The organism is Sinorhizobium sp. 7-81 (genome assembly GCF_030124405.1).
In the GTDB taxonomy this organism is placed as follows: domain Bacteria; phylum Pseudomonadota; class Alphaproteobacteria; order Rhizobiales; family Rhizobiaceae; genus Sinorhizobium; species Sinorhizobium psoraleae.
Genome location: NZ_JASKLT010000019.1, coordinates 22,925 through 37,686, shown reverse-complemented (window position 1 = coordinate 37,686; position 14,762 = coordinate 22,925). Strand labels below are relative to the sequence as shown.

The window sequence follows — 14,762 nt, the reverse complement described above, 5'->3', positions numbered from 1 at the left end:
AGCCGTGCGGGCAAGTCAAGTGTATTTGTCGGGTGAAAGGCACCGCGATAGTTGGGGCTGGCGGCTTAGACGAATTGAAGAGCTGCGGTTGGACGGACGGCGGATGCGCCTGGCAGCTCACACGTGACAAAAATAGCGGCACGCTCTTGTGCTGCCGCTCATCTCGGGGCCGGCCACTTGAGTTCGTCTCACGGGCGGCAGAGATGGTCTGCCGGTGCTGGCAATCAAAGCAGGGTCGAATTCAGCGGCATGCCGCTGATCAAGATGGCGCGGTCGACTAAAGCGCTAAAGTGATTCAACAGCCGGCATCAACGGCTTTCCGGCTCGAAGGACCGCTGATGCCGGGGGTTTCACAACCGCCGATACTGCGATGCAACTTTGGACATTTGCCGCGCAATTTCAACGGTTATGGGACTGAGTTCCGCCTGTACCTTCTCGGGCGTCCAGTTTGCGGTTGATACTGCAATGTTTACAGCCGCAACGACTCTGTTGTCATAACCGAATACAGGCGCCGCAGTTGAAATGTCGCCCAACATCGCCTCTTGATTCGCCAGCGCAAAGCCGCTCTTTCGCACTGCCTCCAGTTCTTCAAAAAGCTTCCGCCGATCGATAATTGTGTGTTGGGTCAGCGCGTTCAAGCTCGATCCATCGAGAATCTCTTCTGCCGCAGCCGGATCAAGGTTCGCCAAGATTGCTCGGCCGGGCGCCGTCGCAAATGCGGGCAAACGAGTACCTATTGTAACATAGGAACTCATCACACTCCTGCTTGGAACGCGTGAAATAAAGACTATGTCAGAACCGTCGAGTTCTGTCAGATTAACCGTCTCCTGGGAGCGTTTGTTGGCCTCCAGTAAATAGGGATATGTCGCCTCGACGATTGGATTGCTGCGCAGGTAGGCATTTCCAATGTCCATCGCCCTGACGGACAACGAATACTGTCGGGTGGTTTCGCTATGGGTCAAGTAGCGGAGTGCTCTAAGGGTGTAGAGAACCCGCTGCGTCGCGCTCTTATTCAATCCGGAGGCCGCGGAGACCTCAGCCAATGTCATCGGTCTTGGGTTGGCGCAAAACGTGTCGAGAATGAGCATTCCTTTTTCGATTGTGCCCAAATAGAGACGCTCATCGATATTGGATTTTTCGAGTACCGTGGGAGAGTTAACTCCGGTCCTGCCTTTACCACCGCTGTCGAGCATTGTGCCTCTCATTTTCTGCAGATCGCGGTATTGAATATTGCTATTCAATGCGGGTGTAAAGATCGCAAGTGGTTGCGCGCAGCTGCGCAAGCTGCAAACGTCTCGGTACCGGTGAACACACAAGCCGTGGCGTATCGGTGGACTCGAGCCATAACTTGACATACAGCTGCGACTTATTCAATATTATAAATTACTATGCAATTGACCCTTCTGGCCTGTTGCGTGCGCCCGCTGGAGGCGTACGCCCACCTTGAGCACTCCAAATAACAGAGATGAACTATGAAAGTGACTGCTTCAGATAAAAGCTGTGCGTATGGTGACCCCGGCGTGTTTCGGGGCACTTTTCGCTTCGAAAATCCCATTCTCGCGGACTACGTCTGGCCAATTTGCGAAATTCGCGGCAAGGTGCCTGGGCCTCGCCTTTGTATATCAGCCGGAGTGCATGTGAATGAAGTTTCGAGTATCGAGGCAGCGGTGCGGCTTCAAAACCTGTTCGATCCCGAAACGTTGAAAGGCACCGTCTCGATCGTCCCGCTAATAAATCAGCCTGCAGCATACAAGTACTGCGAGTACGTTTGCCCAGTGGATGGGAAAAACATCAACCACACTTTCCCGGGAAAGAGAGATGGCACGTTTTCAGAGGCCCTTTGCGATGCGGTTCTGAGCGAATGGACCGCCGAAGCAGATTGCTACATCGATATGCATGGGGGCGATCTGAAGGAAAAAGTCTCGAAATTCTCAATTTTCCAGAAGACGGGCGAAGCTGAATTCGATGATTTGGCACGACGGATTGCGATGTGCTTCGACAGCGAGATCGTACTTGCCCTCACCCCCGAATATATGAGCAAGCCCGGCAGACCTCCTACTGCCTGTGCCTTGCGAAAGCAGGTCGGGATAATGACCGAAGCCGGATCGAACGGCCTCCTGAGCGAAGACGACATCGCTTTCCACGTGGAAGGCGTCCTGAACGTTTCCCGCTTGCTGGGCATGACTGACTCAGCCGTGACATTGCCCACTAACGCCCGAACGGTCTGCGACACATATATATGGGTGGATTGTCCGGCAGATGGAGAATTCCACGCCGAGGTGGAACCCGGCATAAAAGTGGAAAGGGGTCAACGGCTCGGCTTATTACGCAACCTTTTTGGCGATACGCTTGCTGAACTTACGGCTCCAGTGACAGGCTTCGTCTTGTGGCGAATCACGCATCCGTCAATTCGCAAAGGCGAGCCGGTGCTGACAATCGTGGAAGAGGAGCGGCCGGGGTAAGCCATGTTTCCGGACGCCGAATACATGGCTTTGGGTCGTGACAACGTTAAACAGCCGTGGCGGAAGCCGTCGAGCCCGGGAGCAGTTTCTCGATAGAGACAACGTCTCCTGCCTGGGGCTTTTTTCTGCGGTCTCGAACGGAGCGCAGATTCGCATGGCGGCTTGGGGTGTGCTCGACTAAATTTGAGTCCACAAGGAACACTCATTCAAGAAGCAATTGGCGCGCGCTTAGCTCTGCCTGAGCGCCGCCGCCGCCGATCCACGCGAAATGCCTCTTTGTCTGTTCCGTAAGACGGAACAGACTGCGATGGAGAATCTCCGATTAGGCGCTTCGGAGAAGCGTTGAACAACACCGCTTCCCAGAAATGCCTTGACCCTCGCAATTTTCCAATATACGATATTGCATAACAATAAGCGATGACGGATCTGTCCCTTTCGGAGCCGGCCAGCGCGTCATTGGGAACATATGAGTGCTAAGCTCGACAACGTTGCGATCGGAATTGGCCCCTCGAGGTTCTTTGCCTGTTGTGAAGGACGAGTCTGACAGGCTTGCGACTTACAGATCAAATCGTTGCTGAGGTTGTGAGTAATCGGATGTAGCGTTCGTGCGCTGCGTCGATCGCGGCAGTCGCCCCATGGCTTAGACCGGGCAAATGCCGGCAAGCAGAATTATGTCGCTGTGGCCCCCTTCGGCGAGCAGCGCGGGAGTGAGATGTTATGAATTTCGCACAGGCAAGAACCGCTGGTTCCGCAACTGAGCAACCGGCGAAGAGGCTAGCATATATGAACAATCTGCTGGAAAATCGTTGGATACGGGGAGCCATCGTTTCTGCTCCACTCCTAATCCTTCTCATCGGATTCCTTGCGGTTCCACTGTCGTACATCGTTTGGGGCAGCTTCGAAGGCTCGAAGTTCAATTTCAGCCATTATGCTCGCGTCTTCGCCAGTGAGACAAATCTGAACATCCTTCGCTACACGCTCAGAACCGGTCTGATTGTCACCTTGGTTTCGCTCGCCGCCGGCTACCCTGTTGCCTACCTGTTGACCAAGCTCAAATCACGTGCGCTGTCCGTTGTCAGTGTCTTTTTGTTGATTCCATTGTTTACCGCCTTCCTGATCCGCACTTACGCCTGGATGGTGATTCTCGGGCGCGAAGGCATCATCAACAACGCGCTTATCTGGCTTGGCATTACCAAGGAGCCCTTGACCCTTCTCAATACAACATTCGCAGTCGTCTTGGGCATGTCCCACGTGTTCATTCCCACGGCCATCTTCACGATGTATTCGGCTATGGTAAGGATCGACCATGATGTTGCTCGGGCAGCCCAGATCCTCGGCGCGAAACCTGTGCAAGCTTTTCTGCGCGTCTATTTTCCTTTGACGCTTCCGGGGGTCTTTTCCGCCGGGATTTTGATCTTCATCTCTGCGATCGGATTCTACATCACCCCGGCTCTGCTCGGAGGCCCGAGCGACACGATGATTTCACAGCTCATTGTCGCGCAGATGACGACATTGCTCAACTTCGAACTCGGCTACGCTTCGTCGATCGTGCTCCTCCTTGTCACCATCGCCGTCCTGTTTATAGCCAGCCTGTTCATCCCGCTGGAAATGATCTGGTCATCGTCGACGGTTGCAGCTTCTGACGAAAAACCCCGTTTGGCTGCACGCCTGTTCAAGAAGGTGAAGCAAGCCGTTGATCCCGTTCTGTCCGTTACCGAGACAACGGTGCACGCCGCTACGAGGCCGCTTCTCACGCGCAGCGCGACATGGCTTTGGGCATACACCATCGTCGTCCTTGTATTTTTGACTGCCCCGCTGATCGTGGTCGTCATACTGTCGTTCAGCTCTTCGCCTTTTGTTGTCTTTCCTCCGCCTGGCCTGTCACTGCAATGGTGGGAGAAGCTCGCCAATGCGACCGATTGGCATCGATCGTTCTTCTTCTCGGTCCAGCTAGGCATTGCGGCGGCATGCGTAGCAACGATCATCGGAACCATGGGCGCGTTCTGGTTGGTGCGTACAAGATTTCCTTTTAAGAAGATGCTCTTCCTTCTTGCGCTCTCACCTTTGATGGTGCCGGTGGTTATCATCGCGACGTCGCTCTATGTGTTCGAGGCGCGTCTTCATATCCTCGGGACGTTTGGCGGGTTGGTGATGGGACATGTGCTGCTGGCAGTACCCTACGTCATCGTGGTCATGGCTGCAGCCCTCAGAAATTTTGATCCATCTCTTGAGCCAGCAGCTGCAGTTCACGGAGCGCGTCCTCTGCAAACGCTTCGGCTTGTAACACTGCCCATTCTCAAACCAGCTCTTTTGACCGCAGGCTTGCTGGCATTCCTCACGTCCTTCGACGAGCTCTTAGTAGGGCTCTTCCTGCTGGGACGACAGACGCCGACGCTACCGGTCAAATTTTGGGGAGATATCGCCTATCAAATCGATCCGCTGCTAAGCACGGCTTCGACCTTGATTGTTATCCTCGTCACAGCATCAATCATCACTGTGCAGTTTATCCGGGACCGGCATAACACGCGCATCTCCCAACGTATCGCCGAATGATCGGAGGCAGACATGTCCACAAGCCTTGAGATGAAAAACATTCAGAAATTCTATGGTCCGCTGCATGTGGTCAAGGATTTCGATCTCCATATTCAACCCGGTGAGTTCGTCACCTTCCTTGGACCATCGGGCTCCGGAAAAACAACCGCACTGAAGATGATCGCCGGCTTTGAAACGCCGACATCTGGTGACATTTTCCTAGGGAAGCAATCCATCGTAGATCTTCCCGCCTATGAACGCGGCATCGGTATGGTGTTTCAGAACTATGCGCTGTTTCCGCACATGACCGTCGCCGAAAACGTGGCGTTCCCTCTAACTGTTCGGAAAGCGCCGCGCCAGGAAACGAAAGAAAAGGTCGATCGCGCACTCGAATTGGTCAAGATGGAGCAATATGGCGGGCGCTATCCCAACCAACTGTCGGGTGGTCAGCAGCAGCGAATCGCACTGGCCCGCGCCATCGTGTTTAACCCGGGCATTTTGCTCATGGATGAACCGCTTGGCGCTCTGGACCGGCACCTGCGGGAGCACATGAAAATTGAAATTATGCGTATTCAGAAACAGCTGAACGTGACTGTTGTCTTCGTCACTCATGACCAAGATGAGGCTCTTACAATGTCTGATCGTATCGCGGTCATTAACGAAGGTCGATTGGTGCAAGTAGACGACAGCAAGAGTCTCTACGGCAAGCCGAAAAACCGCTTCGTTGCCTCGTTCGTTGGTGAATCAAACATCCTTCCCTGCCAGGTGGAGCGCGTCGAAAATGGCGCCGGGAACGTGACTGTGGCGGGTATCGCGCCCGGGGTAGCTCAGTTGACCGGACAATCCGGTGGCGATCGCGGATGGCTCTTCGTAAGGCCGGAACACATCGATATCGGCCCGAGGCAACCTTCTCCGGGCTCGATAAACGCTCTTGACGGGGTCGTCGAAAATGCACTTTTTCTTGGGGAAATGACGAGGTACCTGGTTCGTTGCGGCGACGAGACTATCACCGTCAAACAGCAGAATCGCGGCCTCGGGCATTTCCCCGGCGGAACACAAGTTACAGTGTCCTGGAAACCGCAAGATTGCACCATTCTAAATTAACAAGCTCCCTGTTCGGCTGCCGGCGAGGAGCCGCCGGCACCGGATCAACTGCGGATCTCCGTCCAGGGCAATAATGTATGAAGTTAAGAGATGTGGTTGCCGGAGAATTCCCGGAGGTCGCCCATCCGATGGCGGAAACGACCGGGATATTGAGATTGACGGACTGTCTACGACCCGTACGGTAAAATCCGGGACGCTTTTCGTGGCTTTGCGCGGATCGAACGTCGATGGCGCTCACTATATTCACAAGGCAAGCATACGAGGTGCGGCGTCTGTAATTTCAGCCAAAAGACCAGAGCAGATTAGATCAGCGATCATAGAGGCTGCGCCTGGAGCCATCGAGATTGAGGACCGTTCGTAACGCTCCGGCGGGAGCCGCCTTTCGAAGTTCCGCGTGTCCCTTGAGTCGCGCTCTTAAGAGTGGACTTAAGAGCGCACTGAGCAATTCATGGGACATGCAGTTTTGCTGACGGGGCCAGAGCGGCGTCGGCGATGGTCATTGGAAGATCGCGCGCAGATACTGGCGGAGGCTTTCGCGCCCGGCGCGGTGGTTTCCGAAGTTGCACACCGCTTCGAGGTTTCGACTGGCCTGATCTACACCTGGCGGCGGCAAGCAGCCTTGGTACAGGAGGCGGACCCCGCCTTCGCACCGGCCAAGCTCGTTGACTTTGCCAGCAGCGATGCGGTCGAACCGGCCATGTCCGTAGACTTCCCGAATGGCGTGAAGGTGAAAATTGGCACTGCAGCGCAATCGGAGCTGGCGGCCGCGGTCATGCGAGCGCTCAAATGATTCCGATCAGTTCCGGGGTGCGGGTGTGGATCCAGGCTGTGTAAAAACGCTGATGCCATGGCCAATTGTGGGATATGGCGTGGCTCAAGCGTCATGGTGTGTGAAGCGCTCGACATCGTGCCGGCGGTCGTCCGGGTCAAACGGACGATCCGGCCGCGCTACGCATGTCGGGCCTGCGAAAGCGTCATTGTGCAGGCGCCCGCGCCGCCGCGCGTAATGGATCGGCATGGTGACTACGGCGTTTGCAGCCCATGTCGCCGTTTCGAAGTTTGCCTGGCATCTGCCGCTGCATCGCCAGGCACAGATGCTTGCCTCTTGCGGCGTGATCATCGATCGCGGCACGCTCGGCGCCTGGGTGACGCGGATCGCCTGGTGGCTCGAGCTTCTCTATGATGCGCTCACCGCCTTCATCCGCTCCCAGCCGAGGGTGTTTTGCGACGAGACGCCGCTTCCGCGGCTCGATCCGGGACGCAAACGCACCAAGCTCTGCCAACTCTGGGCGCAAGCGATCGACGACCGACCCTGGAATGGCCGGGCGCCGCCGGCGGTCGACACTGGAGCGGATTGGCAGCCTTCCTGGAGGATGGCCGGATCGAAGTGGACTCCAATGTGGTCGAGCGTTCGATGAAATCCGTGGCCCTGACGAGGAAGAATTCGTTGTTCGTGGGCAACGAGCGCGGCGGCAAGACCTTCGCGGTCCTCGCATCGCTCGTCAACACCTGCAAACTGAATGGTGTGGACCCCGAGGCCTGGCTTGCCGATGTGCTGGAACGCATCATCGCGGGCAAAGTGAAAGCCAGCGAGATGGAGAGTCTCTTGCCGTGGAACTGGAAGGCTGAACGCGAGGCGATGACAGAGCAGGAGCGACGGGCGGCATGACGCACAACAGCCAGGGGACGACGACCGCACGACCGAAGCTTGACGATGCGGCGTTCGAGGCGTTTATCAGGGCACGCCGTCCGGCATCGCCAATCTGGTCGATGAGCGGTCTCGATGGCTATCTCACGGCTCTCATCATCGGCCCAAAGTTCATCGACCCACGTCAGTGGATCCCGCAGCTGACCGGCCCAGAGGCCTTGAATATGCCGATGGAAACAACCGAACATCGGGCCGTGCAGACGATCGTTGCGGAATATAACCGCATCTCGGCCAGCCTTTCCGAAACGCCCAAAGACCACCGGCCCAAGTTCACCAGGATCGATGATCAGACCTTTGATCCATTCGATTGGGACCTCTGCTTTCTGCTAGGAACAAGGTACGCGCCCAAGCTTTGGCAGCCCGTCCTTCGAGGTCATGCCGTCACTGGCGATATCATCGCGCCCATCCGCAAGCTCGGCGAGGCAAAACGGAAAGCGACCCGCCAGGATGCTGCTGAGGTCGCCGAAGCACTCGTCAATATCCGAACCTATTTTATGCCGAAGCGGGCAAAGCAGAGGTTCTGACCGAGAGCCAGAAACCTATTTAGTCAATCACGAAAGCCGTGGGCCATTCGTTGCGCTCACAGTCGAAACCTCGAAGCGGTGTGCAACTTCGGAAACCACCGCGCCGGGCGCGAAAGCCTCCGCCAGTATCTGCGCGCGATCTTCCAATGACCATCGCCGACGCCGCTCTGGCCCCGTCAGCAAAACTGCATGTCCCATGAATTGCTCAGTGCGCTCTTAAGTCCACTCTTAAGAGCGCGACTCAAGGGACACGCGGAACTTCGAAAGGCGGCTCCCGCCGGAGCGTTACGTCGAGGACTTCATTCATATCGTTGGAATTGAAGCGGGCTTCGAACTGACGTAGCCACACACAACTGGTGATCCGGCCATCGGCAGTTTTGGAAAGTAGGGACTGAAACCGAATGCGGCTCCGAATATAGATACGGCCAGTGATCCGCCGTCCGTAGGCATGTCTGTACTTATGTCGCCTATGTCGGTTCGGCGACACAACTGTGTGTAGCAACCGCTTTTTTGCGCCAAGCCATACAGCTGAAAAAGCACGCGAAACGGCTCCTTCGTGAGAAGCAGCCAATTGGCATGAACCTTGAACTTCCCATCGCGAGGCAGCGGTTGTTGCCGACCAGCATCAATGTCCCGGGCGTAATTGGACCGAGGTAGGAGAGAGACATGTCAGAGATCGCGCCACGGAAAGGGACATCGGCGATCCACCGACTCCTCGAACGTACCTCTGGTTGATGTGGCTTCTATGACAATGGGAGATTGCACATAAAACGCTCGCAAGAAAGTAGTCGATTCGGAGATCTGACATGCTGACCACGAACGCAACTGACAAACCAAATAGCGCCTGGGATGACTGGCGTTGGCAACTTGCCAACAGCGTCACCACAATCGAGGCGCTCAAGCAACATATTAACGTCAGCCCTGAAGAAGAAGAGGCCTTCTACCAGGTGAGCGAGCGGTATAGTTTCCGGGTGACGCCGTATTACCTCTCGCTCATAAACAAAGAGGATCGGAACGATCCAGTTCGCCTACAAGCTCTCCCCAATATCCAGGAGCTTGAGGACCTCTTCCATATTGAGCAGCTCCCCTCCTTCCACCGATCAGCAGTTGATTCCGAAAACCCTCTTTGGAAGGAGGGGAAGACCGACGTCAGCTGCATAGTCCACAGGTATCCCGATCGCGTACTTTTCCATCTTACAAACTTTTGTGCCACCTACTGCAGGCACTGCTCGCGCAAGGTTCACGCTGGGCAAGAGTCAATCGTCACTGATCGAACTCTAATAGACAAGGGCATAGCGTACATTGCCGAGCGGCCGGAGATCCGGGACGTACTGTTAAGCGGGGGTGATCCGCTGACCGTTCCCGACACTAAGATAGAGTACGTACTATCACGGCTCAGGCAACTTCCGCACATTCAGATCATTCGACTGGGTACCCGAACACCCGTGACAATGCCACAGCGGATCACGCCCGAGTTCTGCCAAATGGTCAAAAAGTACCATCCCATCTGGATAAATACTCACTTTAATCACCCCAACGAGATCACGGCTGAAGCGAAAATTGCCATCGAACGGTTGCTCGAAGCGGGAGTGCCAGTTGGCAATCAGTCTGTGCTCTTAAGAGGCATTAACGATACTGTCGAGGTTATGAAAGATTTGGTCCACAAACTTCTTATTGCACGTGTGCGACCATACTATTTGTACCACGCCGACTTGGTGCGTGGCGCTGAGCACTTCCGAACATCTATTGATGTTGGCATTGACATTATCGAGAACTTGCGTGGGCACACCACGGGCTTTGCTGTGCCACAATATGTAATCTGCACCCCGCTCGGCAAAACGCCACTCAATCCCAACTACGTGATAGGAACCGGGCCCGGCTATATCGTGCTTCGCAACTATGAATGGAGGACCTGGAAGGACCCGGACAGTCTCGATCCTTCTTAAGCGCCTTAAAGTCGAGGCGGGAACTGCTTGCAAACAGTCATCCTACGCGCGGGGCGTACCCGGACGTGTTCTGCACCATGTTGAAGCGCGGTCCCAGCGCTAACAGGCCAAGGCAGAGGCCTAAGTTTTGCGACGCCATCTGATGACTTTTACATGCCAAGGAGATCGTCATTGTTTCTTAAAGCGGACGGAACTGAAGTATGGCTGCGGAGCTCAAGGAGGTTGCCGTACCTATCCCTTGCCGGTGTCATCGAAACGTCAGAGGAGTATTCCTCAATCCGATCGAAGCTGTGTCGAACCTACGAGTTGCTTCCCGGAGTCGCCTCCGACGACGCATTCCTGGTGCTAGAACTCGAGGCCAGCGGCGCGGCTTTGATCTTCTGCGCCCGCCCCGACAAGCATTGCGCGTTGCTGCTCCTGGGAAAATTTGATCTCTCCAGAGAAAGGCGAGAAGCCTGTACTGTGCTTGAAAAGCTCGTCGAAGTGGTGGGGAACTGTGTAGATGAAATCAGCCTGCGAGCCGGCGTGACAATCCAATTCGAGGTCGTGCAGCCGGAGCTCGCAATGGGAGATTTCGATTTGCAGCTTCATTGAACTCCATATCCGGCGCAGGGATCGGGCAGTCGAGGTGAGGAGCAAGAGGATGCTCAAGAGCAGGAACAAAGGTGGCGGCCGGCAGCACTCCCCCCGGACATTCGATAATTCGCAGATCGATGAGCGGCTTTATTTGGGAACTATCGAGAAAGGAATGGTAGTCCTTGATGCATTTTATGCCAATCCGCGGCCAATGACTCTTACAGAGGTCACAGCGGCGTCTGGGTTGAGTAAGAGCGCGGCTCAGCGTGTACTTTATACCTTGCGCGCACTACGTTATCTAACTCAGAGCGAAATAACGCGGCAGTATGCCCTCTCGTCACGCGCGATGGACATTGGGAATGCTTATCTGCGAAGCAATCCTCTGGTTGAAGCAACATTTCCCTTTTTGCTGGAGGCAAGCAGGCAATCCCAAGAGACCGTCGGTCTCACAGAACTGGACAGCACTGACGTAGTATTTATCTCGCGCGTACCTAGCCGGCGGATCGTAAGTTCTTACGTCGGGGTCGGAACTCGTCTACCTGCCCTCGCTACAGCGTCAGGCCGCGTGATTCTAGCTTATCTCAATCCGAAAATGGCAGACCAGATCGTCGAGACCTCAGACCTTTCCGCACTTGTAGGACCTGGCGTAACGGACCCAAGTGCGTTGCTCGCGGAATTGGGAAAAATACGTGCGAAAGGTTTTGCCGTAGTCAGTCAGAAGGCGAACCTTGGGGACATTTCAACGGCTGCGCCGGTTTTAGGCTACGACCATGAGGTCGTAGCTGCTGTTACCATCGTGGCATCTCCGGCGCGGTGGACGGTTCAAAAGGTCGAGGCGGAACTCAGCCCAATAGCAATTGAGACAGCGCGACAACTGTCCAAGGTTGCTTTGCACTATCGGCGACCATGATCAAAGTAAGCATTCGGCGAAAGCCCAGTCTGAAGGTTCAGATTCTTGGACGTGATTTGCGGGCCCATTCCTGGACAAATCTTCGATGACTTTGGAGGCGAAGTTGGCCTCGTCAAGCCCGTAATCTTTGCTGCTCCATCATCCGGCGAGTTCGGCGTGCCGCTCAACGGTGATGGGCGAGAGGCTCGCGGAACTCCTGATAGACGTATGGATCGCGCCGATATCCTCGTGAGGGCGGCGCCCGGAAGGAGCGTCTGCGAGGCGATTTCGGGGAAGGTGCGTTCGAACTTGATACTGTGCGTCCAGCCGTCGCACTAGCACTACTTTGGCAGATTAACCCGTGGTTAACGATGATTGGCCATCTTTGACCCTTTAACAGGGGTGCAGGGATGGCAGAGCAGGATGTTGCACTGCACTGGCGGATTGGCTAAAGCCGTTCGTTGAGAAGCTTGATCATAAGAAGCGGCGGCAGATGTGCCCGGTTTATATTTCGGGCCTGATCGGTCCGGGCGATCGCAAGAGCATTGAACCGATGGCCGAACGCCTTGCACCCGATCACTATGATCGCCTGCATCATTTCATCTCGGACGGCATTTGGGATACCGGTCCACTCGAGGCGGAATTGGCCGTGCAGGCCGACAAGATTGTCGGGGGCACAGATGCTTTTCTAATGATCGACGACACAGGCCTGCCGAAGAAGGGCGACCATTCTGTTGGGGTCGCGCCACAGTATGCGTCGATGCTCGGTAAGCGCGCCAATTGCCAGACGCTGGTGTCGTTGATGCTGGCCCGCGACGAGGTTCCCGTCCCAGTGGGCTTACGGCTGTTCCTGCCCGAGAGTTGGACCAGCGATCAGGATCGGATGGCTAAGGCTGGTGTTCCCGAGGAGATGCGCCTTTCTCGCACCAAACCGGAGATCGCGCTCGGAGAAGGTCCATCCGAGCTTTCCCGTACATGGAGCGCTTGACGTTCTTTAGCTTGCCAATCTCGCCCTCGACCGGACCATTGCTCCAAGACAGCAATGCCTTGCGTGAGACGATCGCCGCCACGAAGACCAAGAGCGATCACTCCCTCAACCGCTTGCGCAAGGTCATCATTCCGCATGAGGACGAAACGAATCGATACCGCCTCGAATCGAACACTGCTTGACCGCTTCCAGCGTTTATCCCCCACTATTTATCGACGGCCACCTACTTCAAGGTTTTGCCTTACTCGCTGCCGCAATGATCTGGCTTGGATGATTCGCCCTGGGCCGCCGCCATCGCCCTGCACCATCATAACCCTCTTGATTTGTATTGTTTTCCAATGTAATGAATTACATAATGATACAGAGGAGGCTTGTCTTGGCCACCCTGCTCGACATTATAGAGGGTAACGTCGAATGAAAGTTGCAGTGCTTGGAGCGGGCGTAGTGGGTAGCGCAACAGCCTACATGCTCGCCAAGGATGGTCACGGGGTAACCATCGTAGACCGCTGTGATAAGCCAGGGATGGAAACGAGTTTCGCTAACGGCGGACTGATGACGCCCAGCGACTCCAGCCCTTGGAACTCGCCAGGAACAGTACAACGGCTTTGGAAAATGCTGTTCGACAGCAACTCGACGCTGAAAATCAACCCCAGCGCCGTACCGTCGATCGTTGGATGGGGCCTTAAGTTTCTAGCAAATTCGACTTACGAGCGTCACAAAGCCAATATGATCGCAAATATCAGAATCGCTAGTCTGAGTTTGCAGACATTGCGGAATATTCGCGAGACTTCAGCCCTCGATTACGATCAGACGACACGCGGCACAATGCGGGTTTTTCCCCGCGGTGGACGCATGGCCGAGTTCGTCCAGATGTGCCGCGAGATGCAGGAATGGGGCGTCAATTTCGAAGTGCTCGATCAAGGGCAAATTCTTGAGAAAGAGCCATGTTTGAAAGACGTAATCGACCGCTATGTAGGTGCTGTCTTTTTTCCCGACGATGAAAGCGGTGACGCGCACAAGTTTACGAACGAGATGGCGCGCCTTGCAACGTCACTGGGCGCTCAATTCATGATGAACACCAGCGTGTTGGAGATAGTCAAAGGTTCTTCGTCACGAATATCGCATGTACGAACCTCTAAAGGCGATATTCATGCTGATGCTTATGTGCTGTCGCTTGGAAGCTATAGTCCCATTCTCGCCCGTCCCCTCGGCATCAATCTGCCGATTATTCCAGTCAAAGGATACTCTGTAACCTTGCCACTTAACGGCTGGAACGGGGGACCGACACGCCCGGTCATGGACGACGGCTATCACGCGATGATGGTCCCGATGGGAGACCGCTTGCGGATGGGCGGCAAAGCTGAGTTTGCCAGATATAACACGCATACTGACGCCAAAGAGGGCCGTCGCGTGCTCAACGACATCCTCAAGATATTGCCAGCGATGGTGTCGCACGTCGACATTGAAGCAGCGTTGAATTGGTCGGGCCTGCGGCCTATGACACCCGGCGGCCCCCCTCTTGTCGGCCCAACGCCGTATAGCAATCTCTTCCTCAACACCGGTCATGGACCCCTTGGATGGACAATGTCTTGTGGCTCGGCAAAGCTCGCGGCGGATTTCGTCACCCATGGTCGCGTGTTGAACAATCGCGTCAACCCAAGAGATTATGCCCTCTGATCAAGCAGGTGTTCTCCATCGCCCATCGCGGGTTGGCGTGAAGAGTACGATTGGCTGAGCGGCTAGGTAGCGAGCGGCAAATCTGGGCCGAGTTCGACTCCGGATAAGCGGAGTCGAGGTTACCTGCTCGCTTCTGACCATTGGTCCACATCACGCGAGCAAATCGCATCAACCCACGGCTGGTTGACTTGGTGATCCGACGCTCAGATCTGCGTTATGATGCGCCTTAAAAGCCTTCAATGCCGTTCGAACCTGTTCTCGATCCGAAAAACGGAACCACGGATCCGCCTATTATTTGCCCTCCTTTGCCAGCCACAATAGCACTTCTCCGAACTCCAACATCCGAACAGCTCTTG

General features: G+C 55.3%; 12 protein-coding genes and 2 pseudogenes. 12 read left to right on the top strand and 2 right to left on the bottom strand.

All coding sequences use genetic code 11. The features are described 5' to 3' along the window. Window positions 1-350: 350 nt before the first annotated feature. Entirely contained in the window at window positions 351-1,193 is an 843-nt protein-coding gene (locus tag QN224_RS30065) for an IclR family transcriptional regulator C-terminal domain-containing protein (protein ID WP_283979659.1), read from the bottom strand. A gap of 279 nt (window positions 1,194-1,472) precedes the next feature. On the opposite strand from QN224_RS30065, the gene QN224_RS30060 reads away from it, so the two are divergent. The 7 genes and pseudogenes from QN224_RS30060 to QN224_RS30035 all read left to right on the top strand — a co-directional run bounded on the left by QN224_RS30060 (window position 1,473) and on the right by QN224_RS30035 (window position 8,330). After that, window positions 1,473-2,462, top strand: a complete 990-nt coding sequence (locus QN224_RS30060; RefSeq protein WP_283979658.1) for a succinylglutamate desuccinylase/aspartoacylase family protein — start codon at window positions 1,473-1,475, stop codon at window positions 2,460-2,462. Window positions 2,463-3,245: 783 nt separating this feature from the next. Continuing rightward, on the top strand, window positions 3,246-5,015 hold the full coding sequence (locus QN224_RS30055) for an ABC transporter permease subunit (protein WP_283979657.1): 1,770 nt from the start codon (window positions 3,246-3,248) through the stop codon (window positions 5,013-5,015). A gap of 12 nt (window positions 5,016-5,027) precedes the next feature. After that, complete coding sequence (locus tag QN224_RS30050; protein WP_283979656.1) at window positions 5,028-6,098, top strand: ABC transporter ATP-binding protein; 1,071 nt, start codon at window positions 5,028-5,030, stop codon at window positions 6,096-6,098. 73 nt (window positions 6,099-6,171) lie between these two features. Further along, window positions 6,172-6,459 (top strand): Mur ligase domain-containing protein, encoded by a 288-nt coding sequence (locus QN224_RS34145; protein WP_369292622.1) that lies wholly within the window; start codon window positions 6,172-6,174, stop codon window positions 6,457-6,459. Window positions 6,460-6,546: 87 nt separating this feature from the next. Beyond that, a complete protein-coding gene (locus tag QN224_RS30045) occupies window positions 6,547-6,888 on the top strand; it encodes a transposase (protein WP_283979655.1) in 342 nt (113 codons plus the stop codon). Window positions 6,889-6,990: 102 nt separating this feature from the next. Continuing rightward, window positions 6,991-7,767, top strand: a pseudogene (locus tag QN224_RS30040) (transposase); the annotation flags it as partial. Further along, window positions 7,764-8,330 (top strand): UPF0149 family protein, encoded by a 567-nt coding sequence (locus QN224_RS30035; protein WP_283979654.1) that lies wholly within the window; start codon window positions 7,764-7,766, stop codon window positions 8,328-8,330. The pseudogene QN224_RS30040 and the gene QN224_RS30035, both read left to right, overlap by 4 nt. Window positions 8,331-8,357: 27 nt before the next feature. Here QN224_RS30035 and QN224_RS34140 read toward each other — a convergent pair whose 3' ends face one another. Next, a complete protein-coding gene (locus QN224_RS34140) occupies window positions 8,358-8,528 on the bottom strand; it encodes a transposase (protein ID WP_369292621.1) in 171 nt (56 codons plus the stop codon). A gap of 608 nt (window positions 8,529-9,136) precedes the next feature. On the opposite strand from QN224_RS34140, the gene QN224_RS30030 reads away from it, so the two are divergent. The 5 genes and pseudogenes from QN224_RS30030 (at window position 9,137) to QN224_RS30010 (ending at window position 14,406) form a co-directional block, all read left to right on the top strand. Then, entirely contained in the window at window positions 9,137-10,276 is a 1,140-nt protein-coding gene (locus QN224_RS30030; RefSeq protein WP_283979653.1) for a KamA family radical SAM protein, read from the top strand. Window positions 10,277-10,447: 171 nt separating this feature from the next. Next, a complete protein-coding gene (locus QN224_RS30025) occupies window positions 10,448-10,870 on the top strand; it encodes a hypothetical protein (RefSeq protein ID WP_283979652.1) in 423 nt (140 codons plus the stop codon). A 49-nt stretch (window positions 10,871-10,919) separates the two neighbouring features. Next, window positions 10,920-11,762, top strand: coding sequence for an IclR family transcriptional regulator C-terminal domain-containing protein (locus QN224_RS30020; RefSeq protein WP_283979651.1), 843 nt, complete (start codon window positions 10,920-10,922; stop codon window positions 11,760-11,762). Between the two features lie 415 nt (window positions 11,763-12,177). Beyond that, a pseudogene (locus tag QN224_RS30015) lies at window positions 12,178-12,687 on the top strand (IS701 family transposase); the annotation flags it as partial. Between the two features lie 456 nt (window positions 12,688-13,143). Then, window positions 13,144-14,406, top strand: coding sequence for a D-amino acid dehydrogenase (locus tag QN224_RS30010; protein WP_283979650.1), 1,263 nt, complete (start codon window positions 13,144-13,146; stop codon window positions 14,404-14,406). The last annotated feature ends 356 nt before the right edge of the window (window positions 14,407-14,762 follow it).

What these genes read in the sequence shown, in the direction of transcription:
- QN224_RS30065 (WP_283979659.1), bottom strand. Translation starts at nt 1,193, where the DNA reads ATGCTCGACAGCGGTGGTAAAGGCAGGACCGGAGTTAACTCTCCCACG.
- QN224_RS30060 (WP_283979658.1), top strand. Translation starts at nt 1,473, where the DNA reads ATGAAAGTGACTGCTTCAGATAAAAGCTGTGCGTATGGTGACCCCGGC.
- QN224_RS30055 (WP_283979657.1), top strand. Translation starts at nt 3,246, where the DNA reads ATGAACAATCTGCTGGAAAATCGTTGGATACGGGGAGCCATCGTTTCT.
- QN224_RS30050 (WP_283979656.1), top strand. Translation starts at nt 5,028, where the DNA reads ATGTCCACAAGCCTTGAGATGAAAAACATTCAGAAATTCTATGGTCCG.
- QN224_RS34145 (WP_369292622.1), top strand. Translation starts at nt 6,172, where the DNA reads ATGTATGAAGTTAAGAGATGTGGTTGCCGGAGAATTCCCGGAGGTCGC.
- QN224_RS30045 (WP_283979655.1), top strand. Translation starts at nt 6,547, where the DNA reads ATGGGACATGCAGTTTTGCTGACGGGGCCAGAGCGGCGTCGGCGATGG.
- QN224_RS30035 (WP_283979654.1), top strand. Translation starts at nt 7,764, where the DNA reads ATGACGCACAACAGCCAGGGGACGACGACCGCACGACCGAAGCTTGAC.
- QN224_RS34140 (WP_369292621.1), bottom strand. Translation starts at nt 8,528, where the DNA reads ATGGGACATGCAGTTTTGCTGACGGGGCCAGAGCGGCGTCGGCGATGG.
- QN224_RS30030 (WP_283979653.1), top strand. Translation starts at nt 9,137, where the DNA reads ATGCTGACCACGAACGCAACTGACAAACCAAATAGCGCCTGGGATGAC.
- QN224_RS30020 (WP_283979651.1), top strand. Translation starts at nt 10,920, where the DNA reads ATGCTCAAGAGCAGGAACAAAGGTGGCGGCCGGCAGCACTCCCCCCGG.
- QN224_RS30010 (WP_283979650.1), top strand. Translation starts at nt 13,144, where the DNA reads ATGAAAGTTGCAGTGCTTGGAGCGGGCGTAGTGGGTAGCGCAACAGCC.